Raw genomic sequence first — 21908 nt, forward strand, 5'->3', positions numbered from 1 at the left:
GCGGTTCTGCGGCTCGCTGTTCTCGCTGATCCCCGACGGGGCGGATCAGCGCGAGGCCTTCGGGTCCAGCGCGTCCCGGACGCCGTCACCGAAGAGGTTGAAGGCCAGCACGGTGATGAAGATCGCCACACCCGGGACCACCATGTACATGGGGTCGGACTCGTAGTAGTCGATCGCGCTCGAGAGCATCTGCCCCCACGAGGCGGTGGGCGGCTTGACACCGACGCCCAGGAAGCTGAGCGCCGCCTCGGTGAGGATGTTGGTGGGGATCATCATCGTCGTGTACACGACGATCGGGGCGACCAGGTTGGGCAGCAGTTCCTTGAACAGGATGTACAGCCGCCCCGCGCCCAGCGATCGGGCGGCCTCGACGTACTCGCGCTCACGCAGCGAGAGCGTCTGGCCGCGCACCACGCGTCCGATGTAGGGCCAGCCGAAGAAGCCGATGACCAGGATCATCACGAAGACACGCACGCTCGAACCGGAGAGGCCGAGCAGGTCGTTCGGCATGACGGAGACCAGCGCGATGATGAAGAGCAGCTGCGGGAAGGCGAGCAGACCGTCCATCACCCGGCTGATGAGGGAGTCGACCCAGCCGCCGAAGAAGCCGGCGAGGATGCCCAGCACCGTTCCGAGGATCACCGCGACCACGGCCGACAGGAAGCCGACCAGCAGCGAGATCCGGGCGCCGTAGAGGATGCGGGCGAAGATGTCGCGGCCGTTGACCGGCTCGACACCGAGCAGGTGGTCGCCGCTGACGCCGCCCAGGGAGCCCGTGGGCGTGCCGAAGAGCGGGTCGATGAGGTTCTCGTGGTACTCGTTCGGGTCCTGCCCGAGCAGCCCGGTGATGACCGGCGCGAGGAGCGCGACCACGACCAGGACGAGCACGACGACGCCGCCCGTGAGGGCGAGCTTGTCCCGCTTGAGGCGCTCCCAGGCGATCCGGCCCAGGGAACGGCCCTGAACGGCCTTGGCGCCGCTGGAGGCGACCGACGCTTCCTCGGCCGCGCTCGGGGCCGCTTCCGCGGTCGGCTCGTGCAATGGTGCCGTCATCTGGCAGGGACCCCTCTCAACCGGCGGTAGCCGGCCCGCACTTGCCGCTGTAGCGGCGTGATCAGTCCGTAATACGCAGGGGATAAGTCCCCTGGAGCGGGAGTCTTCAACGCTTTGGCGATCTGTTGCCAGACTTGGCAGTGAATGGATGCGTAAACGTGATCCGGGTAGTGGGGTTCCGTTATCCGGACGGCGGGTAACGCCCCCCGGACAGTGGCTTATTGGGGCAGAACGGTGGAAAAACGGACCAATCGCCTTCATCTACGCGCGAAGAAGTCCGGTCTCCACTTTATGGCGAACTCGTGCCGGGGGTCAGTAACGTCCGGTGGGCGGATAGCCGTAGCCGCCGGCGGGAGCCTGGGCCGGGGCGGGTGCGTGCGCCTCACGGTCGTAGAAGGGCCGGGCGGTGGCACGCATCCACATCACGACGGGGTCGTACTCGTCCGTCATGGCGACCGTCGACACCGGCAGCCCGTCCGGCACGGCTCCGATGGACTGCTGCATCATCGCCCGTACGGCGTCCACGGCCGGCGGGGAGGAGTCGTACACGTCGAGCCCGATGGCCAGATAGGGCGCACCGAGCGCCGGCTGCACCCAGGCGCGGCGCAACGCGCGGACCGCCGGGGTACGGTGGGCGTTCTGCGCGAGCAGGGCGTAGAACTGCGGGATCTCGATGCCCGGTTCGGACAGCCGCAGCGGCCCGGCCGGCTGGCGCTCCAGGCCGGTGGCGATCCGGCGCAGATCCAGCCACGGGATGCCGACCCCGCCGCCGGGGGCGTGCGGGTTCAGCCAGAGGCCGTAGTGGTCGGGGTAGAGGGTGCGGGCCACGTCCAGCCCGTCGACCACCTCGTACGACCTGTTCCAGCCACTCGCGCTGAGCTCCTGTGCGGAGGTGACGCAGGGGGCGTAGCCGTGTCCTTCGACCTCCATGTTTCCGTACTGGGCGTCCGGGGAGCCGGCCTGGCCGTGCCACAGCAGCATCCAGACCTGGCCGGAGGAGGGGGTCGCGAGCGCGCGCAGGAGCGCCTCGTAGGCGTCGTAGCGCCCGGGCGTGACCTGGCGCAGCATGTGCTCGACCGAGCCGGTCGCGGCAGTGCCAGCGCTCACTTTTTATCGCCCCTTCGAGAAGTTGCCCCGCGTCGGAGTCCAGCTTAGGCGCTCCGCCGGTCCGGCCGTTGAGGGCTCGAGGCCCGCTGTGATCTTCGGGCTGCGGATCGTGTGCGGCCGGGCGCGCCCGGCGGCGGAGCCGCCTACGGACACGGCCCCGCGCCCTTCGGGTGGCTTCACCGGTCCCTCGTGTAGAAGGGGCGGACGCGGGCCCTCAGCCAGTCGCCCACCGGGTCCTGTGCGACGTCCAGGAGGACCAGGTTGACCGGCCACGGGGCCGCGGTCCTGCCCAGAGCCCTGCCCAGAGCCTCCAGCGGCAGTGCCCTCAGGTCGCCTTCCGACTGGGAGAGTTCCACGCCCACGAACATCACCGGGTCCGCCGTCTCGATGGCGGCCAGGCAGCGGCGGGCCGTGCGGACCACGCCCGTGGCCTCGAACTCGGCCGAGGCCGCGGCCAGGAAGTCGATCGGGTCGTCCTGCCAGTCGGGCTCGTAGAGGCGGACCCGGCCGCCGGCCGCGGTGCCGTCCAGCGGGGTGCGGCCCGCCCGGCAGAGCTCGGCCACGGCGGGCGGGGGCAGCGGGACACCGACCACGCCGTCCGGGTTCACCAGGATGCCCACCTGCGGGGGCAGCCCCCGGGCGAACTCCACCGCCGGCGCGATCGTGAACGACATATGCGATCCGACGACCTGCCGGAACTGCTCCTCGGAGCTGAAGACCGGCACGTACACCTGGCCCTCGATCTCCATCGTGGGCAGGTCGAGGGGGCCGCTGTGCGGGCCGCCGCCGCCGGGCAGCGGCACCCAGACGAAGCTGCGTCCGAGCACCTCGACGATCCGGCCGCCGGCTCCCGGCACGCCGAGGGAGACGGAGAGCACCTCCTCCAGCTCGTTGCCGGGCCATCCGCCGTGCGGATGGGGGTGTGCCTGCGCCGGAAAGTCCGCGGAGAAGTCCGTCGGAAAGTTCGCCGGGGGGAAATCCATCTGCCTACCGCCTGCTGAGAACCGCTCACTTCGCTGTGGCTGAAAGGCTAGCGGGTACCGGGGGCCGCACCCGAGCCCTCAGCCCGTGAATCCGATGCGGCGCAGCGTGTCGGCCGCCGCGCGGTCGAGCAGCACCGCCGAGCCGCAGCCCTGGGGCAGCCGCCCCTTCTCCACCGAGCGCGCCAGCCGGGCGGCGGCGTGGCGGTGGCGCAGGAACGCGTACCGGGAGACGCCCCGGCCGCGCTCGCGCTGCCCCTCCAGAGCCGTGTCCGCGCCGACGTCCAGCAGCAGCAGGTGGAGGGTGCCGCCGCGGCGGCGGGCCTCGCGGGCCAGCCAGTCACGGACCCAGGCCTGGGTGCCGCAGTCGTGCACGACGACGCCCTCGCCGCTGCGCAGCGCCCGGCGCAGCCCTGCGTAGTGGGCGAGCCGGACGAGGGGGCGGTAGAGGCCGTAGGGCAGGAAGCGGGGGGCGCGGGCGTCCCAGCGGTCCCGGGTGTCCTGGGAGTCGACGCGGATGCCCTGCACGGTCCGCCGCATGAGGGTGGACTTGCCGCTGCCGGGCAGACCCGTGACCACGACCAGGTCACGGGGACCGAAGAGCAGGCCGTGCGGGCTGCGGCCGGCCCGTTCGCGCAGGTCACGGACGACGGGCGCCGACTGCGGGCCGCACGCCTCCCGGGCCGGGGCGACGGGCTGCGCGGGCAGCGCGATCCCCGAGCCGGTCGCGAATGCCGTGGACCTCGCCCTGGTCGTCCTGTTCACCGTGATCGTCCTCCCCTGGGGTCAGATGGTGTCCTCATCCCCACCGAGCGTAAAGAGAAGGTAATGCGCCACGCCCGGCGATTTCGTGCGCGTACCGACACAAGCCGGTTACAGATGCGGCCTGCCGTGATCGGGGCGAGCCGTGCAATGATGGCCGCGCCAACTGCATACCGGCCGTTTGAATCCGCGCGGGAGAGTCCTCAGCAGCAGCTTCGCTGGGGCGCCGAAGGAGCAAGTCCCTCCCTTGAATCTCTCAGGCCCCGTTACCGCGCGGGCGAGGCACATCTGAAAAGCGGGCCGCTGTCTCCAGTGGCTCCACCCAAGGTGCAAGTCATGACCGATCCCGTGCGGGGCGTCATGGCGAACCTCTCAGGTTCCGATGACAGATGGGGAGGAACGACCTCGCCGTGCCGTCATGCCTTGGGAGACGAACGCCCGATGAGCAGTACCGACCCCGCATCCGCCCAGACCGCCGAACAGCGCCACACCGCCCTCGACGCGGTGCATCGCGCGCTCGGCGCGACGATGACCGACTTCGCCGGCTGGGACATGCCCCTGCGCTACGGCTCCGAGCGCGACGAGCACCACGCCGTCCGCACCAGGGCCGGGCTCTTCGACCTGTCGCACATGGGTGAGATCACCGTCACCGGCCCGCAGGCCGCCGCCCTTCTCGACTTCGCCCTGGTGGGCAACATCGGGGCGGTCAGGAACGGCCGCGCCCGCTACACGATGATCTGCCGGCCGGACGGCGGCATCCTGGACGACCTGATCGTCTACCGGCTGGCCGACACCGAGTTCATGGTGGTGGCCAACGCCTCCAACGCGCAGGTCGTGCTGGACGCGCTGACCGAGCGCGCCGAGGGCTTCGACGCGGAGGTCCGCGACGATCGCGACGCCTACGCGCTGATCGCCGTGCAGGGCCCCGAGTCCCCCGGCATCCTCGCCGCCGTCACCGACGCCGACCTGGACGGCCTGAAGTACTACGCCGGTCTGCCCGGAACCGTCGCCGGCGTCCCCGCCCTGATCGCACGCACCGGCTACACCGGCGAGGACGGCTTCGAACTGTTCGTCCGGCCGGATGACGCCGTGGAGCTGTGGCAGGCGCTGACCAAGGCCGGCGAGGGCGTCGGACTGGTGCCCTGCGGTCTGTCCTGCCGGGACACGCTGCGCCTGGAGGCGGGCATGCCGCTGTACGGGCACGAGCTGAGCACCTCCCTCACCCCGTTCGACGCGGGGCTCGGCCGGGTGGTGAAGTTCGACAAGGACGGCGACTTCGTCGGGCGTACGGCCCTGGAGGCGGCCGCCGAGCGCGCCGCCTCGCAGCCCCCGCGCGTCCTCGTCGGCCTGGTCGCCGAGGGCCGTAGGGTCCCGCGCGCCGGGTTCGCCGTCGTCGCCGGCGGCGAGGTGATCGGCGAGGTCACGTCCGGCGCCCCCTCCCCCACCCTCGGCAAGCCGCTCGCGATGGCGTACGTCGACGCCGCGCACGCGGCGCCGGGGACCACGGGCGTCGGCGTGGACATCCGAGGCAGCCACGAGCCGTACGAGGTCGTGGCGCTGCCGTTCTACAAGCGCCAGAAGTAGACACTGGGCGCGTTGACGCCCGCCCGTACGTGACCCCGCGCACATTTCCGCTGCTCACGTGCGTTTCCAGCACTCCCCCATTCACCAGCACCCTCCCGCGTACAGGAGAATTCAAGCCATGAGCAACCCCCAGCAGCTGCGCTACAGCAAGGAGCACGAGTGGCTGTCGGTCGCCGAGGACGGCGTCTCGACGGTCGGCATCACGGAGCACGCGGCCAACGCGCTCGGCGACGTGGTCTTCGTACAGCTCCCGGAGGTCGGTGACACGGTGACCGCGGGCGAGACCTGCGGCGAGCTGGAGTCGACCAAGTCGGTCAGCGAGCTGTACGCGCCGGTCTCCGGTGAGATCGTCGAGGTCAACCAGGACGTCGTCGACGACCCGGCGCTGGTGAACTCCGCCCCCTTCGAGGGCGGATGGCTGTTCAAGGTACGCACGGCGGGCGAGCAGGACGACCTGCTCTCCGCCGACGAATACACCGCCTTCACCGCCGGCTGAGGAGTCGTAGACGCATGTCCGTCCTGAACACGCCCCTGCACGAGCTCGACCCGGAGATCGCCGCCGCGGTCGACGCCGAGCTGAACCGCCAGCAGTCCACGCTCGAGATGATCGCCTCGGAGAACTTCGCTCCGCTCGCGGTGATGGAGGCGCAGGGCTCGGTCCTGACCAACAAGTACGCCGAGGGCTACCCGGGCCGCCGCTACTACGGCGGCTGCGAGCACGTCGACGTGGCCGAGCAGATCGCGATCGACCGGATCAAGGAGCTGTTCGGCGCCGAGTACGCCAACGTCCAGCCCCACTCGGGCGCCTCCGCCAACCAGGCCGCCCTGTTCGCGATGGCCCAGCCCGGCGACACGATCCTCGGCCTGGACCTGGCGCACGGCGGTCACCTGACCCACGGCATGCGGCTGAACTTCTCCGGCAAGCAGTTCGACGTGGTCGCCTACCACGTCGACGACGCCGGCCTGGTCGACATGGCCGAGGTCGAGCGGCTCGCCAAGGAGCACCGCCCGAAGGTGATCATCGCGGGCTGGTCGGCGTACCCGCGGCAGCTGGACTTCGCGGAGTTCCGCCGGATCGCGGACGAGGTCGAGGCCTTCCTGTGGGTCGACATGGCGCACTTCGCGGGTCTGGTCGCGGCCGGTCTCCACCCGAACCCGGTGGAGTACGCCGACGTCGTCACGTCCACCACCCACAAGACGCTGGGCGGCCCCCGCGGCGGCATCATCCTCGCGAAGAAGGAGTTCGCGAAGAAGCTGAACTCGTCCGTCTTCCCGGGCTTCCAGGGCGGTCCCCTGGAGCACGTGATCGCGGCCAAGGCGGTCTCCTTCAAGGTCGCGGCGAGCGAGGACTTCAAGGAGCGTCAGGCCCGCACGGTCGAGGGCGCGAAGATCCTCGCCGAGCGCCTGACCGCGCCGGACGCCCGCGCGGCCGGCGTGAACGTCCTGTCCGGCGGCACCGACGTGCACCTGATCCTGGTCGACCTGCGCGAGTCCGAGCTGGACGGTCAGCAGGCCGAGGACCGGCTCCACGAGGTCGGCATCACGGTCAACCGCAACGCGGTCCCGAACGACCCGCGCCCCCCGATGGTCACCTCCGGACTGCGGATCGGCACGCCCGCCCTCGCGACCCGCGGCTTCACCGCCGAGGACTTCGCCGAGGTCGCGGACGTGATCGCCGAGACGCTGAAGGCGCCGTCCCCCTTCGCGGCGGCCGAAGCGGCGGCGCTCAAGGCCCGGGTCACGGCCCTCGCCGACAAGCACCCGCTGTATCCCGGTCTGAGCAAGTAGTTCCTTTTCCCGGGTGCCGCGCACACTGAGAGGTGTGGGCGGCACCCCGCACCACCCTGCATTGAGGAGTTCCCCCGTGGCCATCTCGGTCTTCGACCTGTTCTCGATCGGCATCGGCCCGTCCAGCTCCCACACGGTCGGCCCGATGCGCGCGGCCCGCATGTTCGCCCGGCGGCTGCGGGGCGAGGGCCTACTGGATTCCGTCGCGTCGGTGCGCTGCGAGCTGTACGGCTCGCTCGGTGCGACCGGCCACGGCCACGGCACGCCGAAGGCGGTGCTGCTCGGCCTGGAGGGCTCCTCGCCGCGCACGGTGGACGTGGAGGGCGCGGACGACCGGGTGGAGCAGATCAGGGGTTCCGGCCGGCTGCGGCTGCTGGGCTCGCACGAGATCCCGTTCTCCTTCGACGAGGACCTGGTCCTGCACCGCCGCAAGGCCCTCCCGTACCACGCCAACGGCATGACGATATGGGCCCACGACGCCCAGGGCGCCGAGCTGCTGGCGAAGACGTACTACTCGGTCGGCGGCGGCTTCGTCGTGGACGAGGACGCGGTCGGCGCGGACCGCATCAAGCTCGACGACACGGTCCTGAAGTACCCCTTCCGCACGGGCGACGAGCTGCTGCGGCTGGCGAAGGAGACCGGCCTGTCGATCTCCTCGCTGATGCTGGAGAACGAGCGCGCCTGGCGCACCGAGGACGAGATCCGGGACGGGCTGCTGGAGATCTGGCGGGTGATGCAGGCCTGCGTGTCCCGGGGCATGTCCCGCGAGGGCATCCTGCCGGGCGGCTTGCGGGTCCGCCGTCGGGCTGCCATGACGGCGCGTCAACTGCGGGCGGAGGGCGACCCGTTGGCGCTCTCCATGGAGTGGATCACGCTGTACGCGATGGCGGTGAACGAGGAGAACGCGGCCGGCGGCAGGGTGGTGACGGCCCCCACCAACGGCGCGGCCGGCATCATCCCGGCGGTCCTGCACTACTACGTGAACTTCGTGCCGGGCGCCGATGAGGACGGGGTGGTCCGCTTCCTGCTCGCGGCCGGCGCGATCGGCATGCTCTTCAAGGAGAACGCCTCCATCTCCGGCGCCGAGGTCGGCTGCCAGGGCGAGGTCGGCTCGGCCTGCTCGATGGCGGCGGGCGCGCTGGCCGAGGTCCTCGGCGGCTCCCCCGAGCAGGTCGAGAACGCGGCCGAGATCGGCATGGAACACAACCTCGGCCTGACCTGCGACCCCGTGGGCGGCCTGGTCCAGATCCCGTGCATCGAGCGCAACGGCATGGCCTCGGTGAAGGCGGTCACCGCGGCCAGGATGGCGATGCGCGGCGACGGTTCGCACAAGGTGTCCCTGGACAAGGTCATCAAGACGATGAAGGAAACGGGCGCGGACATGAGCGTCAAGTACAAGGAGACGGCCCGGGGTGGGCTGGCGGTGAACATCATCGAGTGCTAGGGAAGCAGGCCCTCCCTGATCACGAGGTGGAACATCCCCGGGACCAGCTGGACGCAGGGGCCTGCCATGAAGTGGTACGCGTTCACGGCGGTGACGATCCGGCCGTCCCGGACGCGAGCTGCGGCTGCCATGGCGTGGCCGTAGAGCCCGCCCTTGCTCAGGCCCAAGGCGGCGAACAGGTGTCTCGGCGATCTTCTTGACTCCGGCAATCCTCGCCACCGGCTTGCCCTGCGCGGACAAGAGCACCGTCCGGGCCCGCCGCCAGGTCACCACTCACCCGGCGCCTCTGCGGACGATCCGCGACAGGCGCTGTCGCCCGTCGTCATCGATCTCGCGGACGCGTACCCGTTCTGCCACCCGAGCCTGACGACAGCGCGCCGCCCGCGCGGCGCCGGGAGCCCCCGCGTTCCGAGAGTGGCGCCGAATCGAGGGACCACGCCGCCCGATGGGCGGGGCTTTACGACCGATCCGGTGAAATGCAGCGACATGCCGCAAGATCAGCACTCTCCGTGTCTACATAAGCACTATCAGTGACATCATCGGCCGATCTGACTGTCTTGCAGCGGATTGGCACCCGGAGGCTGAAGTGGGAACGCTGAACAAGCTGGAACAGCGCTTCGAGGCTCTAGTCAACGACACCTTCGCCAAGATCTTCAGATCCGCTGTGCAACCCCTGGAGTTCGCCGGCGCACTCCGGCGCGAGTGCGACGTCAACGCCAGGATCTGGATCCAGGGCTGCACCATCGCACCCAACGGTTTCGTCGTCGAACTCAGTCCGGGCGACCACGAGGCCTACGGCGCATGCCTGGTCATGCTCGGCGAAGAGCTGGTCGAGAAGGTGCGCGCGCATGCCGAGGAACAGGAGTACTCGTTCGTAGGTCCGTTGAAGGTTCAGCTACAGCGGACGGAGAACTTGAAGGTCGGGCAGTATCGCGTGCGCAGCCGCCTCGAGGTGCCGCCCGAGGTCCAGCACGCCCTGGAAGTCGACCAGTGGTACCGCGCCACGCACGCGACGGCGGTCGGGCTGGGCGGCGGCGGCGCCCGGACCTGGCAACCGCCGACACCTGTCCTGCGAGGCGACAAGCGGGCACTGACCCCTGATCAGCTCATATCGATGGGGCTTTCATTCAGCGAAAACGGCAGCTTGGTCCGCGCCGCCCAGCCGAGCGCTCTCGCCGCGCCACCGCGGCCGCTCCGCCCTGTGAAACCCGTGGCGGACCGCCCGGGCGTCGTCGTCCTGTCTCGGTCCGGTCACGCGGTACGTGCCGCCGCTGCCGGGCAGGGCGGGCGTCCGGCGCTCGAGCCCGCGGGCGTGGTACCGGGCGTGAAGCCTGCCCGCCGCCACGCCGTCGACTCCGTGCCCGAGGGGCCCACCATCTCGTCGAAAGGACACAACATGACCAACGATCGCGACATGTACGCCGCCGATCCTGCACCCGGCAGGGGCAGGGAGCTCTCCGACGGGCTCGTTCCCACGCCTCCGGACCCGCACGTCGCCGACGGGCTCCAGGCCTCCGTGCCGACGGAGCCGTTGACCAGCCCGCGGGCGGCCCACGAGACCGTGACGCAGGGCGGGCCGGCGGAGAATCACTCCCCGGCGCCTGCGGGGAACCGCTTCGGCGCAGTACCCCTTGCGGCTCCCTATGACAGGGGCGCGCCGCCGACCCGGGTCGCCGGCGGGACCGCGCCCTACGCTCGCCCGCCGGCGCACCACGCTCCGGCCCAATGGCTGGAGCCGGACTGGAACGGCCGCGGGGCACTGGGGCACAGTGCGACCGTCGAGCTGTCCCCCGACCGCCTGCTGCGCGGCCAGCCCAACGGCCGAAAGATCCTCAGCCGGTTGCGCATCGGCGGCAGGACCGCCGAACGAGAGCGCCAGCAGAAGTTGGCCATCCTCCGCACGCCGGTGATGCAGTGCCATAAGATCGCCGTCATCAGCCTCAAGGGCGGAGTCGGCAAGACGACCACCACGACCGCCCTGGGCGCGACTCTCGCCACCGAGCGGCAGGACCGGGTCGTCGCGATCGACGCCAATCCGGACGCAGGCACCCTCATCCGCCGTGTCCGTCGCGAAACCGGCGCGACCATCCGCGACCTCGTAGCCGAAATCCCGAACCTCACCAACTACATGTCCGTACGGCGCTTCACCTCCCAGTCCCCGAGCGGCCTCGAGGTCCTGGCCAATGAGGTGGATCCCGCTCTCTCGACGGCGTTCAACGACGAGGACTACCGACAGGTCGTCAGCTGCCTCGGACAGCACTACCCGATCATCCTCACCGACTCCGGCACCGGCTTGCTGCACAGCGCGATGCGGGGCATCCTGGATTTCGCCGATCAACTGATCGTGGTCGCCACGCCCAGCGTGGACGGCGCGACCAGCGCCAGTACCACCCTGGACTGGCTCATTGCGCACCAGTACGAGGACCTCGTCAGCCGGAGTATCACCGTGGTGTCCGAGGCGCGCCGCAAGAGCAAGGTGGTGAAGGTGAACGAGGTCGTGGACCATTTCCGTGCCCGTTGCCGGGGTGTGGTGATGATCCCGTTCGACGAGCACCTCGCGACGGGCTCGGAGGTCGATCTGGAGCAGATGAAGGCACGGACCCGCGAGGCCTACTTCGACCTGGCGACGCTGGTGGCCGCGGACTTCCCTCGCACCCAGCCCGAGGCCGTGAGCTGGGCGGCCGCCTACCCTCACTCGGGATACAACGCGCCCAGCTATTTCGCCGCTCCCGCACGGGCGTGATCTGTGACCGGAGTCGATCTGCCGGCTGATTTCGAGGCGTCGGGCCTGGAGGACCCCGCATCCGGGACGTAGGGCGCTGGTTCGTCAGAATGCAGCCATGCGCGCAGGCAGCGTCCGGCCCTCGACGGTCGGTGCAGTCCCCGAGGTGACTCGAGGCTAGCCCGCCCGTGCCGAATCCACAGGTCGCACATCGAGTGCCGAGGGAGCTTCCCCGATATGAGCAGGTCCGTCGTCAGCGCTGTCAGCAGCAGCGGCACGTACTCCTTCACCAAGCCGAACCGGGAGAGCGTGACGCTGGTCGCCGGGCTGGGGGTGGCGGGGGACGTGCATGCCGGAGCCACGGTGAAGCACCGGTTCCGGATGGAGAAGGATCCCTCGCAGCCGAATCTGCGGCAGGTGCACCTCATACACGAGGAGCTGTTCGAGGAGGTGCGTACGGCCGGGTTCGAGGTGGCCCCCGGACAGCTCGGGGAGAACGTGACCACGCGCGGCATCGACCTGCTCGAGCTGCCCACCGGGACGCGGCTGCGGCTCGGCGGACAGGCCGTGGTCGAGGTGACCGGGCTGCGGAATCCCTGCAAGCAGATCGACGGCTTCCGAAAGGGCCTGATGAAGCAGGTCGTCGGGCGTGGCCCGGAAGGCCGGCCGGCCTTCCGGGCCGGGATCATGGGTGTGGTGCTCAGCGGGGGTGAGGTGCGGCCCGGGGACTCGATCACGGTCGAGCTGCCGGACGGGCCGCACCACCCCCTGCGGATCGTCTAGGGCCCCTTCTCGCGCGCCCGGCGGGAAGGGTCGGACGCGCCCTAGCCGCGGAAGGCCGCCGGGCGTTCCGGGCTCGCCTCGGCCAGGGCCTCGGCGACCGCCTCGGCGCCGGCCCGCAGCCCGTAGACGGGGGTGTCGGGCTGCTGGCGCCAGGAGTCGTCGATGCCGCCCGCGTCGACGGTGTCGAAGCCGAGCTCGTCGATCAGGGCGCGGACCTTCGCCTTCGCCGCCTCGTCGTCGCCGGCCACCGGGAGCGCCATGCGGTCGGGGTCGCCCGCGGCGAGCGGGCGCTCCAGGATGTCCTGGGCGTAGGTGCCGTTGAAGGCCTTGATCACGGGGTGACCGATGTGGCGTTCGGTCCAGCGGCTCTCGGTGAGGCCCTCGTCCTCGATCTCCGCGATCCGGCCGTCGCGCTGCTGCGGGTAGTAGTTGTTGGTGTCGATGACGGCCACGCCGTCGGCCGCGCCGTCCAGGATGCCGGACGGCAGGCTCGGGATCGCCTTGAGCGGAATCGTGACCACCACGACCTCGGCTCCGCGTGCCGCCTCCTCGACGGTGACGGGGGTCGCTCCCGTCTCCTCGGCGAGGTCCTTGAGCGTCTGCGGGCCGCGGGAGTTCGCGACGGAGACGTCGTGGCCGAGCGCACCGAGGCGCCGGGTGAGGTTGCCGCCGATGTTGCCCGCGCCGATGATGCCGATCTTCATGAGAGGCCTTGCCTTCCGGGACCGAGACGATTCGGATTCGATGCACATGCATGCACCTGATGGGGCCAACCCCGGCCGGCGGCGGGCTATTCCGGCTCCGCGACGATCCCTTCGAGATTCTCCGCGGCCCGGCACCGGCCGTCGAACGGATCCTCCAGTTCCGCCGTGAGGACGACCGCCGCGGTTTCCGGGTCCCCGTCCGCGACGGCGCGGACCAGCGCCTCGTGGGCCTCGTCGGCGGTGTTGGGCTCCTGGACGCGCAGTCCGGTCAGGGCCAGGAGGTCGACCAGGCCCTTGCGCAGGACCGGGACGAACTCCGTGAAGAGGCAGGTGAGCACGGGGTGGTGCGCGGCGGCGACCACGGCCGCGTGAAAGGCGATGCCGGCGTCGACGAAGGCCTCGTCGTCCCCTGCCGACGCGGCCCCGCGTCCCGCGAGCGCCTCCCGCGTCGCGGTGACGTCCGCGGGGGTGCGGCGACGCGCGGCGAGCCGGGCCGCGTGGACCTCGACCGCCATCCGGACCTCGTACACGTCCGTCACCGCGGCCCGGCGCAGCCGGGTGGGCCAGTCCTCGGCCGGCTCGGTCGCCACGACGAAGACGCCGGCGCCCTGCCGGGGCCGGACGAGGCCCGCACCGGCCGGCGCGCGCAGCGCCTCACGGACGGTGGAGCGGCCGACGCCGAGCTCCTTCGCGAGCGTGGTCTCGCATGTCACGCCGGTCGTGTTCACCCCGGCCCGCCCGGAGCCGATCGACCGGACCTTCGAGGCGATCGAGGGACTGCCGAGGGCCGTCGTCCACCTGTACGTCGCGACCTCCCCGGTATGGCGGGAGGTGGTACCGGGCCGGGACCGGGGCGAGGTGTGGCGGACGGTACGGGAGGCGGCCGAGCACATGGCGCGCCGGGCAGGCGACGCACACGGCATCCGCTGGGCCCCGCCGCGTACGTCCTCACCGGCGACCGGGTCGGCAAGTGCTTCGACCTGCCGCTGGCGCTGGAACGGCACGGCGGCCGGTGGAGCGTGCGCAGCGAGCGCCGGTCATGAGGAGGGGGCGCCCCGCATCGCGAGGCGCCCCCTTTCCGCTCGTCTCACTTGTTCAGGTGCGCCCAGAACTCGTCGAACGAGAGGAGCTTGTCACCGTCGAGGTCGCGGCTCTTGATGATGACCTCGGCGACCGACTCGGTGACGTTCCAGTCACCCCCCTGGGCCAGGGCGGTCTTGAACTCGGCCGCGGTGATGAAGCCGTCACCGTCCGTGTCGATCCGCTGGAACTCCTTGCGCGCTTCTTCGATGTCGGCCACCGATCCGCCCCTCTTCGTCATGCCTTGCGGTCATACTCGCTGTTCTACTGACGCAGGTCAGGTTAACGGCCCTGGTGAGCGCGGAGTGCGGCGACCACCCAGGAGAACTCCTCGTCGTACGAGGGCTGGCTTCCGACGCCGTTCACGATCGCCGACAAGTGGCGGTACCGGGCGACCCGTACGTTCGAGGCGGCGGTCAGCCGGTCCAGGACGGCGGCCCGGTCGGCGTCGCCCAGCAGGTCCCGCAGGAGCTCCTCGGCCGCCGGGTCGCCGGGGGCGACGCCCTGCCGCAGCGCCTCGCCGCCGAGGTGCACGAGACGGCTCATGAACCACAGGGACGTGCCCGCCGGGACGTCCGGCCCGCGGTCCGCCGCGTTGAACTCGACCATCGTCCGCATCAGCACCCGGAACTCCGGGTCCTGGATCAGCTCGGCCAGCTCCACCCAGGCGTCCACCTGCTCGGGAGCGGGATCGTCCGGCAGGTCCGCCGCGGCGAACCGCAGCCGGGTGCGGATGTCGGGGTCGGCGGTGTCGAGGCCGTCGAAGATCTCCGCCGTGAAGTCGTCGAGAAGCCGTTTGCGTTCGGCCGCCGACAGCCGGGCCAGTCTGTTCATCAGGGTCATCTCCTCCGCGGTCGAGCCGCGTCGCGCCACGGACGACAGCACGGCCCGGGTCACCTTCAGCGATCCGATCTGCGCGTCCAGCGCCGTCACGTGCGCCGCCGCGACCTCCGCGACCGTCCGCTCCCCGGCCAGCACCCGGCGCACATCGGCCAGACCGAGGCCCAGCTCGCGCAGGGTGCGGATCAGTTCGAGACGGGCGGCGGACTCGGCGTCGTAGAGGCGGTAGCCGCCGGCCGAACGGGTCACCGGGGTCAGGACGCCCTCGTCGGACCAGTAGCGGATGGTGCGCACGGTCAGTCCGGTGGAGCGGGCCAGCTCTCCGATGGTGAAAAGTCCGGTGCCGTCGTCGATCATGTGTGTGAGTGTGGGCCTTCCAGTGGGTGGAGACTCAAGGCGCGCGAAGGGAACCGGTGCGGTGGGGAACCTGCGGGACATTCTCGACGCGGCCGCGCGCGGTGTCTTCCCTCCCCCCGACGGCCGCACGACCGTCCTGTCCCAGCCCTCCCCGCGCGACGCGGGCGTCCTCTCCTTCACCGCGCACTCGGTGGTCTTCGTCGACGAGGACCCCGCGTGGGTGTACGCCACACTCGCCGCCGCCGACTGCGACGCCCTCGCCGCGTCGATGAGCCCCCGGTTCCTGACGGCCCTGCTGGACCGCACGGGCCGGGTCGCGGAGACGGTCGACGCGCTGGTGGTCGGCTCCCCGCTGCCGGGCCCGCCGCCTCTCGCGCTGACGGAGATCGAGGACCCGGACCATCCCCGGGTGGTCAGCTCGCGCAGGCGGCGCGACGAGGTGCGGGTGTGGGCCGCGGAGGGCGGCGTGGTCGTCCTCGGGCGCGGGGTCGCGGGCCGGCTGGAGGTGGCCGTGGAGGTCGAGGAGGGCGTACGGCACCGGGGGCTGGGCCGGGCCCTGGTGGGCGCCGCGCGGCACCTGGGCGGGGGCGAGCCGGTGTGGGCGCAGATCTCGCCGGGGAACGCCCGCAGCACACGGGCGTTCCAGGCGGCGGGCTATCTGCCGGTCGGGGCGGAGGCGCTGCTCACCGTCCGGCGGGACCCGGGCGTCGGGGCGGTCAGTGCCACGGTACGTAGTTCAGGTTGCTCACACAGCCGCTGAGCACCTCGGTCTTCGTGGCCTTGTCGACGGGACACGCGCCGAGGACGTACTGCCGTGCGATGCCGCCGGGGAAGGCCACCTCGACCTGGTCGGCGTACTTGTGGGTGTCGCCGATGGTGCGGTTGACGTCGATGCCGCCCGGGGCGTCGATGTAGTAGTTGTAGTTCGACTTCCAGCGCTTGTAGAGGTCGTGGTCGTAGGTCGTGGAGACGTACGGGGAGGGCTGGTTCTGCAGGACGTACTTCTCGATGTCGTACTGGCCGTCGACGACGTCCTTGGGGTAGAAGCCCTCGTCGAAGATGACCTCGGGCGCGCGGTTGTCGCTGCGCCACAGCGTGCCGCAGGCCTTGCGCCAGACCGGTGCCGGAGCGATGCGCGGGACGTCCACCTGCCGGTCGGCGGCGGCCTTGACGGGGTCGTCGAACTGGGGACAGGCGGGTGCGGCGGCCTTCGTCCTCGCCTTCGCGGGAGCCTCGGCCGGTGCGGCGGCGGGCACGGCCGCCGTGGTCGCGAGGACGGCACCCAGGGAGAGGACGGCGGCGGCGACCCGCCGCCGGACGCGATTGATGATCATGCGCAGCACGATGTCGGTTCCCCGACGGCGAGCCGTGGATCGTCACCCGATCGGCGGCGTGTCCCCGACCGGGGTTGCCCTGCGGGAACGGTCAGAGGCGCCCTAGCGGAAGATGCCGGTGTGGCCGAGCGAGTAGCGGCCCGGCTGCGGGTAGACGGCCAGACCGTGCGGACCCCTGCCGACCTTGATCCGGGCGAGCTGCTCTCCGGTGCCGGTGTCGATGGCGTACACCTCGGAGTTGTACCGCCCGGACAGCCACAGCACCTTGCCGTCCGCCGAGACGCCACCCATGTCGGGGCTGCCGCCGTGCGGGAGGCGCCACTTCTTGGTGAGCGCGTTCTCGTGGAAGTCGAAGACGGAGACGGTGCCCTCGCCGCGGTTGGAGACGTACATCTCGCGGGAGTCGCGGCCGATGTACAGCCCGTGGCAGCCCTTGCCGGTGTGCAGGAACTCCGGCTTGCCGAAGGTGTCGCCGTCGACGATCCACATCCCGTCGGCCATCATGTCCGCGATGTAGAACCGCTTCCCGTCGGGCGAGACCTTCACGTCCTGCGGCATGGCGCCCTTGTAGGGCAGTCTCTGCTGTCCGACGACCTTCATCTTCTCGGTGTCGACCTTCAGCAGTTCGCCGCTGAACTCGCAGGACACGATGAAGTACCTCCCGTCGAGGGAGAAGTCGGCATGGTTGACGCCGTAGCAGGTGACCGGTTCCGTCTTGATCCGCTTCATGGTGTGCGGGTCGCGGAAGACGAGTTCACGGTCGAGCGAGGCCATGACGACGGCGTACTTGCCGTTGGGCGTGAAGTAGAGGTTGTACGGGTCGTGCACCTCGACCGACTTGCCCGCCTTGCCGGTCTTCGGGTCGATGGGGGTGAGGGTGTGCCCCCGGTTGTTGTTGACCCACAGCGTCTTCATGTCCCAGGAGGGGACGACGTGCTGCGGCTGCCGCCCCACCCTGAGGGTCTCGATCACCTCGTACGTCTTCGGGTCGATGACGGAGACGGTGTCGGACTCGGTGTTGGGGACGTAGACCCGGGACGGGAAGTCCTTGACCACCGGGGAGAGCTTGCCGGGGCGGTCGGCGGCGTAGACGTCCTTCGGGTCGAGCACCGGCGGCATGCCGGGCAGGCCTTCGACGACGGGCCCGCGGGCCTTCTTCGCCGGTGCGGGAGCGGCCGCCTTGCTGGCGCCGCTCCCTCCTTCCCTGGCCGCCCCGCCCCCGCCGTCGGTGCCGCAGGCGGCGAGGACGGTGAGCGCGGCGCCGGCGAGCAGGGCGCTTTTCACGAGGTTGCGGTGCATCAGCCGATCAGCTCCGTGGTGGTGACCGCGCGCAGTCCGCGGCGGTCGAGTTCGTCGAGTACGGCGGGGAGCGCGGCGACCGTGTCCGCGTACCCGAAGTGCAGGCTCACGACGGACCCGTCCCGGATCCCGCCGAGGATGTTGCGGGCGACGGCGGCGGCACCGGGCGAGGTGAAGTCGAGGGAGTCGACGTCGTAGGAGAGGACGTGCGGGTAGCCGGCGCGGCGGGCCAGCGCCGCCACGAGCGGGGAGGCGCGGGTGGCGCGGGAGGGCCGGAACCAGGTGCCGATGGACCCGGTGAGCCTGCGCAGCCGCTCGGCGCATCCGGTGATCTCGGCCGCCGCCTCGGCCTCCGGCATGGCGTTGATGTCCAGATGGCGCTGGGTGTGGTTGCCGAGGTCGTGGCCGCCGTCGAGGATCCGGCGGGCGAGGTCGGGGTGTGCGTCGAGCCAGGACCCGACGGCCAGCACGGTGACCCGCGCGCCGTGCCGCTCGGCCTCCCCGAGCAGGGCCCGGGCGACGGAGGGCTCCCCCTGACCGTGGAAGGTGAGAGCTACCCGGGACCGACCGCTCGGACCGTGACTGATCTGAGCGGGCTGCCGGGGAAAGGCACGCGGCGCGGGGGCGGCGAGCGGACGGGCGGGGGCCTTGGGCACGCGGGTGGGGGACGCGGGGCCCGGGGAGGCGGAGGCGGGGGCATGCGGGGCGACGGCGCCGGAAGGGGACGTGAAGGGCGAGCACGCGGCCGCGAACGCACCCCCGGCGACGAGCCCGGCGCCCGCCCGCAGCACGGAACGACGGTCGGATGTGGTCACCCGCACCATTTAAGGGCGGATATGGGGCAATTTCGGCCATTGACGCAACCCGGCTCGCCGACCGCACTCAGCCCGTCCGGCGTTCGAGGACGAGGCCCGTTCAGGGCCGAAGCCGGGGCCGGGGCGGCAGCCCCCGGGGGACGGCACCGAGACGCACCCGCACACACCCGGCCGACCGCCGGAGGCACCCGCACACGCCCGGCCGGCCGCCGGAGACATCAGCGGTCGGCGACCCGCATCTCGAACCACGTCGTCTTGCCCCGGGGCAGCAGATCCACGCCCCAGCGGTCGGAGAGTTTGTCGACGAGGAACAGCCCCCGCCCGCTGACGTCCAGTTCCTGGACCGGCATCAGACAGGGCAGCCCCCGGGAGGGATCGCGGACCTCGACCCGGATCCAGCCGCGTCGGCGCCGCATCCGGAGGCCGAAGACCCGGGCACCGGTGTGCCGTACGGCGTTGCCGACGAGTTCGGAGACGAGGAGGACCGCGTCCTCGGTCATCTTGGGGGTCAGTCCCCACTGGCGCAGGACGACGACCTGGGCCAGCCGGCGGGCCGTGGCGGCGGACTCGGGACGGGACGGCAGCGGAACCTCGCCGTCCGTCGGGTTGCCGAACAACTCCAGCGCCTTCAACGCCCGTTCGTCCTCGACCGCGGGCGACCAGCGCGCCGCGGTCGCACGGCTCGGTCCCCGCGGCTGTTCGATGCCCTCCAGCCCCGCCATGCCCCCATCATGGCCGCCCGGAGCCCCCTCCGGGGCCGTTCCGCCGGAATACGCACCCCGGAATAGACTGTTCCGGATGGATTGATCGGCATATGCCGGGGGCAGTTCAAAGCCTGACAAACCGGGACTGACCTGCGGCGACAACCCGTCGAGAGCCGCTCGGCGGGACCACTCGACAAGGCAGGCTTAAGGTCGCCTTAAGGTTCCCATAAACCGCCCCATCGAGGGACCCGGATGAGACGCCCCGTCAATTGCAAGTGATTCCGGGGAGTTTGAAGGAGACCTCCCTCACAGGAACTTGGCCTTGCCCGGGCCTTCCTCGACGAAGCTGCGCATGCCGATCTCGCGGTCGGGGGTCGCGAACAGACCCGCGAACCAGTTCCGTTCGACCGCCAGACCCGTCTCGATGTCGGTCTCCAGACCGGTGTCGATCGACTCCTTCGCGGCCCGCAGCGCGATCGCCGGACCCTGCGCCAGCTTCGCGGCCCAGCGGTGCGCCTCCGTGTACACGTCGGCGGCCGGGACGACCCGGTCCACCAGGCCCAGGGTCAGCGCCTCGTCGGCCTTCACCATCCGGCCCGTGAAGATCAGGTCCTTCGCCTTGGAGGGGCCGACCAGCCGGGAGAGGCGCTGGGTGCCGCCGGCGCCGGGGATCAGCCCGAGCAGGATCTCCGGCTGGCCCAGCTTGGCGTTGTCCCCGGCGATCCTGAAGTCCGCGCACAGCGCGAGCTCGCAGCCGCCGCCCAGCGCGTAGCCGGTCACCGCCGCGACGACCGGCTTGGGGATGCGGGCCACCGCCGTGAAGGAGTCCTGGAGGGCGCGGGCGCGCAGGACCATCGCGGTGTGGTCCATCTCCTGCATCTCCTTGATGTCCGCGCCCGCCGCGAACACCTTCTCGCCGCCGTACACGACGACCGCGCGTACGTCGTCACGACGGGTCGCCTCCTCGGCGAGCTCCTTGAGCCGGTCCTGGGTGGCCACGTCCAGCGCGTTCATGGGCGGACGGTCGAGACGCAGCGTGCCGACGCCGTCGGCGACTTCGAGATTCACGGTCATGGCAGCAGGTTAACGGGGACTAACGGCGAGCGGTCCGGTGCGGTCGGTCACATCGGGCCGGGGGTCTGGGGGTTGCCCCCCAGGCAGGCACAGCACGGGGACCAACGGCGAGCGGTCCGGTGCGGTCGGTCACATCGGGGGGAGGGGACGACGAAGGGCCCGGTGCCGTGGGTCGCGGCGCCGGGCCCTTCCTGGAGTCATCGAGCGGGTGCTACTTCGTCCACTCCGCCCACGGGATGTTCCAGCCGTTGAGGCCGTTGGCCGGGTTGACCGTCGGGTCGGTGGAGTTCTTCACGACCACCACGTCGCCGACCATCGAGTGGTTGAAGAACCACGCGGCCGGCACGCCGCTGTCGTAGCCGCCGCGCACGTCCCGCAGGCCGATGCAGCCGTGGCTGGCGTTGTAGTTGCCGAAGGCGTCGCCGCCCCAGTAGTTGCCGTGCACGAAGGTGCCGGAGTCGGTCAGGCGGATGGCGTGCGGGACGTCCTTGATGTCGTACTCGCCGTCGTAGCCGACCGTGTCGCCGTTCATGCGGGTCACGGTGAACTTCTCACTCATGACCATCTGGCCGTTCCAGGTGGCGTAGCCGGACTTGCCGGTGGTGACCGGAATGGTCTTGACGACCTTGCCCTCCTGCGTGACCTTCATCGTGTGCTTCTTGGCGTCCACGACGGACACCTGGTCACGGCCGATGGTGAAGGAGACCGTCTTGGCCTGCTTGCCGTAGACGCCCTTGCGGCCCTCGACGCCGTCGAGGTTCAGCTTCACCGTGACCTTGGTGCCGGCCTTCCAGTACTTCTCGGGACGGAAGTCGAGACGGTCGTTGCCGAACCAGTGGCCCTGGACGTCGACGGCCGGCACGGTCGTGATGGAGATGGCCTTCTCCACGTCGTCCGGGTGGGTGATGCCCCGGGTGAAGCGCACCGAGAACGGCATGCCGACACCGACCGTGGAACCGTCCTCGGGCGTGAAGTTGCCGGTGAAGGTGTTCTGCGGGCTCAGCGTGGTGAAGGACGAGTCCTCGGCGGCCGTACGGCCCTCGGAGTCCTTCGCGACCGCGTGCACCTGGTACTTGGTGGCCCCCGCGAGGTGCGTGGCAGGCGTCCAGCCGACGCCGTCCGCGGAGATCGCGCCGGCGACCGCCGTCCCCTTGTCGTCCTTGACGACGACCTCGGTCAGTTTGCCCTTGGCGGCCGTCACCTTCAGGGCGCCGCTGGTGTCGACGTCCTTGGCACCGGTCTTCGGGGCGATGGTCACGACCGCCTCGGACTGCTTGCTCTCGGCGGTGGCGGATGCGCCCTTGCCTTCGGAGCCCGCGTCCTTCGCGGACCCGGAGTCCGAGTCCCCGCCCCCGCCGCAGGCCGTGACGGCCAGCAGCAGCCCGCCGACGATCAGCGCCAACCGCTTGTCGCGGCCGCGCGAGCGCCCCCCAACCGACGCCCCCGATATCGGTCGCACGTTCAAAGTCGTTCTCCCC

21 protein-coding genes, 2 pseudogenes and 1 riboswitch are annotated in these 21908 nt (G+C 70.9%); of the genes and pseudogenes, 7 read left to right on the forward strand and 16 right to left on the reverse strand.

Annotated features, from left to right (window positions below; all coding sequences use genetic code 11):
• Positions 1-45: 45 nt before the first annotated feature.
• The 4 genes from OG933_RS14385 to OG933_RS14400 all read right to left on the reverse strand — a co-directional run bounded on the left by OG933_RS14385 (position 46) and on the right by OG933_RS14400 (position 3911).
• Positions 46-1053, reverse strand: coding sequence for an ABC transporter permease (locus OG933_RS14385; RefSeq protein ID WP_028807105.1), 1008 nt, complete (start codon positions 1051-1053; stop codon positions 46-48).
• Between the two features lie 312 nt (positions 1054-1365).
• Positions 1366-2121, reverse strand: coding sequence for an enhanced serine sensitivity protein SseB C-terminal domain-containing protein (locus OG933_RS14390; RefSeq protein ID WP_020131390.1), 756 nt, complete (start codon positions 2119-2121; stop codon positions 1366-1368).
• Positions 2122-2336: 215 nt separating this feature from the next.
• Positions 2337-3143 (reverse strand): enhanced serine sensitivity protein SseB, encoded by an 807-nt coding sequence (locus OG933_RS14395; RefSeq protein WP_362531856.1) that lies wholly within the window; start codon positions 3141-3143, stop codon positions 2337-2339.
• A 78-nt stretch (positions 3144-3221) separates the two neighbouring features.
• Positions 3222-3911, reverse strand: a complete 690-nt coding sequence (locus OG933_RS14400) for an AAA family ATPase (RefSeq protein WP_362273976.1) — start codon at positions 3909-3911, stop codon at positions 3222-3224.
• Positions 3912-4084: 173 nt separating this feature from the next.
• Positions 4085-4184: riboswitch (glycine riboswitch) on the forward strand.
• A 159-nt stretch (positions 4185-4343) separates the two neighbouring features.
• Here OG933_RS14400 and gcvT point away from each other — a divergent pair.
• The 4 genes from gcvT (at position 4344) to OG933_RS14420 (ending at position 8718) form a co-directional block, all read left to right on the forward strand.
• On the forward strand, positions 4344-5486 hold the full coding sequence (gene gcvT / locus OG933_RS14405; RefSeq protein WP_362531853.1) for a glycine cleavage system aminomethyltransferase GcvT: 1143 nt from the start codon (positions 4344-4346) through the stop codon (positions 5484-5486).
• Between the two features lie 118 nt (positions 5487-5604).
• Positions 5605-5982: a glycine cleavage system protein GcvH gene (gcvH, locus tag OG933_RS14410; protein ID WP_310434062.1), complete on the forward strand. Its 378-nt coding sequence runs from the start codon at positions 5605-5607 to the stop codon at positions 5980-5982.
• A gap of 14 nt (positions 5983-5996) precedes the next feature.
• Positions 5997-7274, forward strand: a complete 1278-nt coding sequence (gene glyA / locus OG933_RS14415) for a serine hydroxymethyltransferase (RefSeq protein WP_362531849.1) — start codon at positions 5997-5999, stop codon at positions 7272-7274.
• A 76-nt stretch (positions 7275-7350) separates the two neighbouring features.
• Positions 7351-8718 (forward strand): L-serine ammonia-lyase, encoded by a 1368-nt coding sequence (locus tag OG933_RS14420; protein WP_362531845.1) that lies wholly within the window; start codon positions 7351-7353, stop codon positions 8716-8718.
• A 41-nt stretch (positions 8719-8759) separates the two neighbouring features.
• Here OG933_RS14420 and OG933_RS14425 read toward each other — a convergent pair.
• Both OG933_RS14425 and OG933_RS14430 read right to left on the reverse strand, forming a co-directional pair.
• Positions 8760-8855, reverse strand: a pseudogene (locus tag OG933_RS14425) (cytidine deaminase); the annotation flags it as partial.
• A 60-nt stretch (positions 8856-8915) separates the two neighbouring features.
• Positions 8916-9075, reverse strand: a pseudogene (locus tag OG933_RS14430) (IS630 family transposase); the annotation flags it as partial.
• A gap of 229 nt (positions 9076-9304) precedes the next feature.
• On the opposite strand from OG933_RS14430, the gene OG933_RS14435 reads away from it, so the two are divergent.
• Entirely contained in the window at positions 9305-11461 is a 2157-nt protein-coding gene (locus OG933_RS14435; protein WP_362531841.1) for an FhaA domain-containing protein, read from the forward strand.
• A 216-nt stretch (positions 11462-11677) separates the two neighbouring features.
• Positions 11678-12223, forward strand: a complete 546-nt coding sequence (locus tag OG933_RS14440; RefSeq protein WP_405627358.1) for an MOSC domain-containing protein — start codon at positions 11678-11680, stop codon at positions 12221-12223.
• A gap of 41 nt (positions 12224-12264) precedes the next feature.
• On the opposite strand, the gene OG933_RS14445 is transcribed toward OG933_RS14440, so the two are convergent.
• The 4 genes from OG933_RS14445 to OG933_RS14460 all read right to left on the reverse strand — a co-directional run bounded on the left by OG933_RS14445 (position 12265) and on the right by OG933_RS14460 (position 15204).
• On the reverse strand, positions 12265-12927 hold the full coding sequence (locus tag OG933_RS14445; protein ID WP_405627359.1) for an NADPH-dependent F420 reductase: 663 nt from the start codon (positions 12925-12927) through the stop codon (positions 12265-12267).
• Between the two features lie 86 nt (positions 12928-13013).
• Positions 13014-13931 (reverse strand): FadR/GntR family transcriptional regulator, encoded by a 918-nt coding sequence (locus tag OG933_RS14450; RefSeq protein WP_405627361.1) that lies wholly within the window; start codon positions 13929-13931, stop codon positions 13014-13016.
• An 83-nt stretch (positions 13932-14014) separates the two neighbouring features.
• Positions 14015-14227, reverse strand: coding sequence for an EF-hand domain-containing protein (locus tag OG933_RS14455; RefSeq protein WP_028807102.1), 213 nt, complete (start codon positions 14225-14227; stop codon positions 14015-14017).
• 62 nt (positions 14228-14289) lie between these two features.
• Positions 14290-15204: a MerR family transcriptional regulator gene (locus OG933_RS14460; RefSeq protein ID WP_405627363.1), complete on the reverse strand. Its 915-nt coding sequence runs from the start codon at positions 15202-15204 to the stop codon at positions 14290-14292.
• Between the two features lie 61 nt (positions 15205-15265).
• Here OG933_RS14460 and OG933_RS14465 point away from each other — a divergent pair, with 61 nt between their 5' ends.
• Complete coding sequence (locus tag OG933_RS14465; protein ID WP_405627364.1) at positions 15266-15964, forward strand: GNAT family N-acetyltransferase; 699 nt, start codon at positions 15266-15268, stop codon at positions 15962-15964.
• On the opposite strand, the gene OG933_RS14470 is transcribed toward OG933_RS14465, so the two are convergent.
• The 6 genes from OG933_RS14470 to OG933_RS14495 form a co-directional block, all read right to left on the reverse strand.
• Complete coding sequence (locus OG933_RS14470; protein ID WP_362531826.1) at positions 15921-16538, reverse strand: ADP-ribosyltransferase; 618 nt, start codon at positions 16536-16538, stop codon at positions 15921-15923. The two genes, OG933_RS14465 and OG933_RS14470, sit on opposite strands and share 44 nt — an antisense overlap.
• Before the next feature lie 102 nt (positions 16539-16640).
• Entirely contained in the window at positions 16641-17837 is a 1197-nt protein-coding gene (locus tag OG933_RS14475) for a YncE family protein (protein WP_405627365.1), read from the reverse strand.
• On the reverse strand, positions 17837-18661 hold the full coding sequence (locus OG933_RS14480) for a polysaccharide deacetylase family protein (RefSeq protein ID WP_362531820.1): 825 nt from the start codon (positions 18659-18661) through the stop codon (positions 17837-17839). The genes OG933_RS14475 and OG933_RS14480 overlap by 1 nt, the downstream gene beginning before the upstream one ends.
• Before the next feature lie 209 nt (positions 18662-18870).
• A complete protein-coding gene (locus OG933_RS14485; protein ID WP_054239841.1) occupies positions 18871-19374 on the reverse strand; it encodes an ATP-binding protein in 504 nt (167 codons plus the stop codon).
• 288 nt (positions 19375-19662) lie between these two features.
• The gene (locus OG933_RS14490; RefSeq protein WP_020131373.1) at positions 19663-20430 is read right to left on the reverse strand and encodes an enoyl-CoA hydratase/isomerase family protein; all 768 of its coding nucleotides are present in this window, start codon (positions 20428-20430) and stop codon (positions 19663-19665) included.
• Between the two features lie 211 nt (positions 20431-20641).
• Positions 20642-21895 carry an Ig-like domain-containing protein gene (locus OG933_RS14495; RefSeq protein WP_405627367.1) on the reverse strand — a complete coding sequence of 418 codons (1254 nt, stop codon included), beginning with the start codon at positions 21893-21895 and terminating at the stop codon, positions 20642-20644.
• Positions 21896-21908: the final 13 nt, after the last annotated feature.

It is taken from the genome of Streptomyces sp. NBC_00016 (genome assembly GCF_045040885.1).
GTDB classification, from domain to species: domain Bacteria; phylum Actinomycetota; class Actinomycetes; order Streptomycetales; family Streptomycetaceae; genus Streptomyces; species Streptomyces coriariae.

Coding starts and splice junctions, on each gene's coding strand:
- OG933_RS14385 (WP_028807105.1), bottom strand. CDS start 1,053: ATGACGGCACCATTGCACGAGCCGACCGCGGAAGCGGCCCCGAGCGCG.
- OG933_RS14390 (WP_020131390.1), bottom strand. CDS start 2,121: ATGCTGCGCCAGGTCACGCCCGGGCGCTACGACGCCTACGAGGCGCTC.
- OG933_RS14395 (WP_362531856.1), bottom strand. CDS start 3,143: ATGGATTTCCCCCCGGCGAACTTTCCGACGGACTTCTCCGCGGACTTT.
- gcvT (WP_362531853.1), top strand. CDS start 4,344: ATGAGCAGTACCGACCCCGCATCCGCCCAGACCGCCGAACAGCGCCAC.
- gcvH (WP_310434062.1), top strand. CDS start 5,605: ATGAGCAACCCCCAGCAGCTGCGCTACAGCAAGGAGCACGAGTGGCTG.
- glyA (WP_362531849.1), top strand. CDS start 5,997: ATGTCCGTCCTGAACACGCCCCTGCACGAGCTCGACCCGGAGATCGCC.
- OG933_RS14440 (WP_405627358.1), top strand. CDS start 11,678: ATGAGCAGGTCCGTCGTCAGCGCTGTCAGCAGCAGCGGCACGTACTCC.
- OG933_RS14445 (WP_405627359.1), bottom strand. CDS start 12,927: ATGAAGATCGGCATCATCGGCGCGGGCAACATCGGCGGCAACCTCACC.
- OG933_RS14460 (WP_405627363.1), bottom strand. CDS start 15,204: ATGATCGACGACGGCACCGGACTTTTCACCATCGGAGAGCTGGCCCGC.
- OG933_RS14470 (WP_362531826.1), bottom strand. CDS start 16,538: ATGATCATCAATCGCGTCCGGCGGCGGGTCGCCGCCGCCGTCCTCTCC.
- OG933_RS14475 (WP_405627365.1), bottom strand. CDS start 17,837: ATGCACCGCAACCTCGTGAAAAGCGCCCTGCTCGCCGGCGCCGCGCTC.
- OG933_RS14480 (WP_362531820.1), bottom strand. CDS start 18,661: ATGGTGCGGGTGACCACATCCGACCGTCGTTCCGTGCTGCGGGCGGGC.
- OG933_RS14485 (WP_054239841.1), bottom strand. CDS start 19,374: ATGGCGGGGCTGGAGGGCATCGAACAGCCGCGGGGACCGAGCCGTGCG.
- OG933_RS14490 (WP_020131373.1), bottom strand. CDS start 20,430: ATGACCGTGAATCTCGAAGTCGCCGACGGCGTCGGCACGCTGCGTCTC.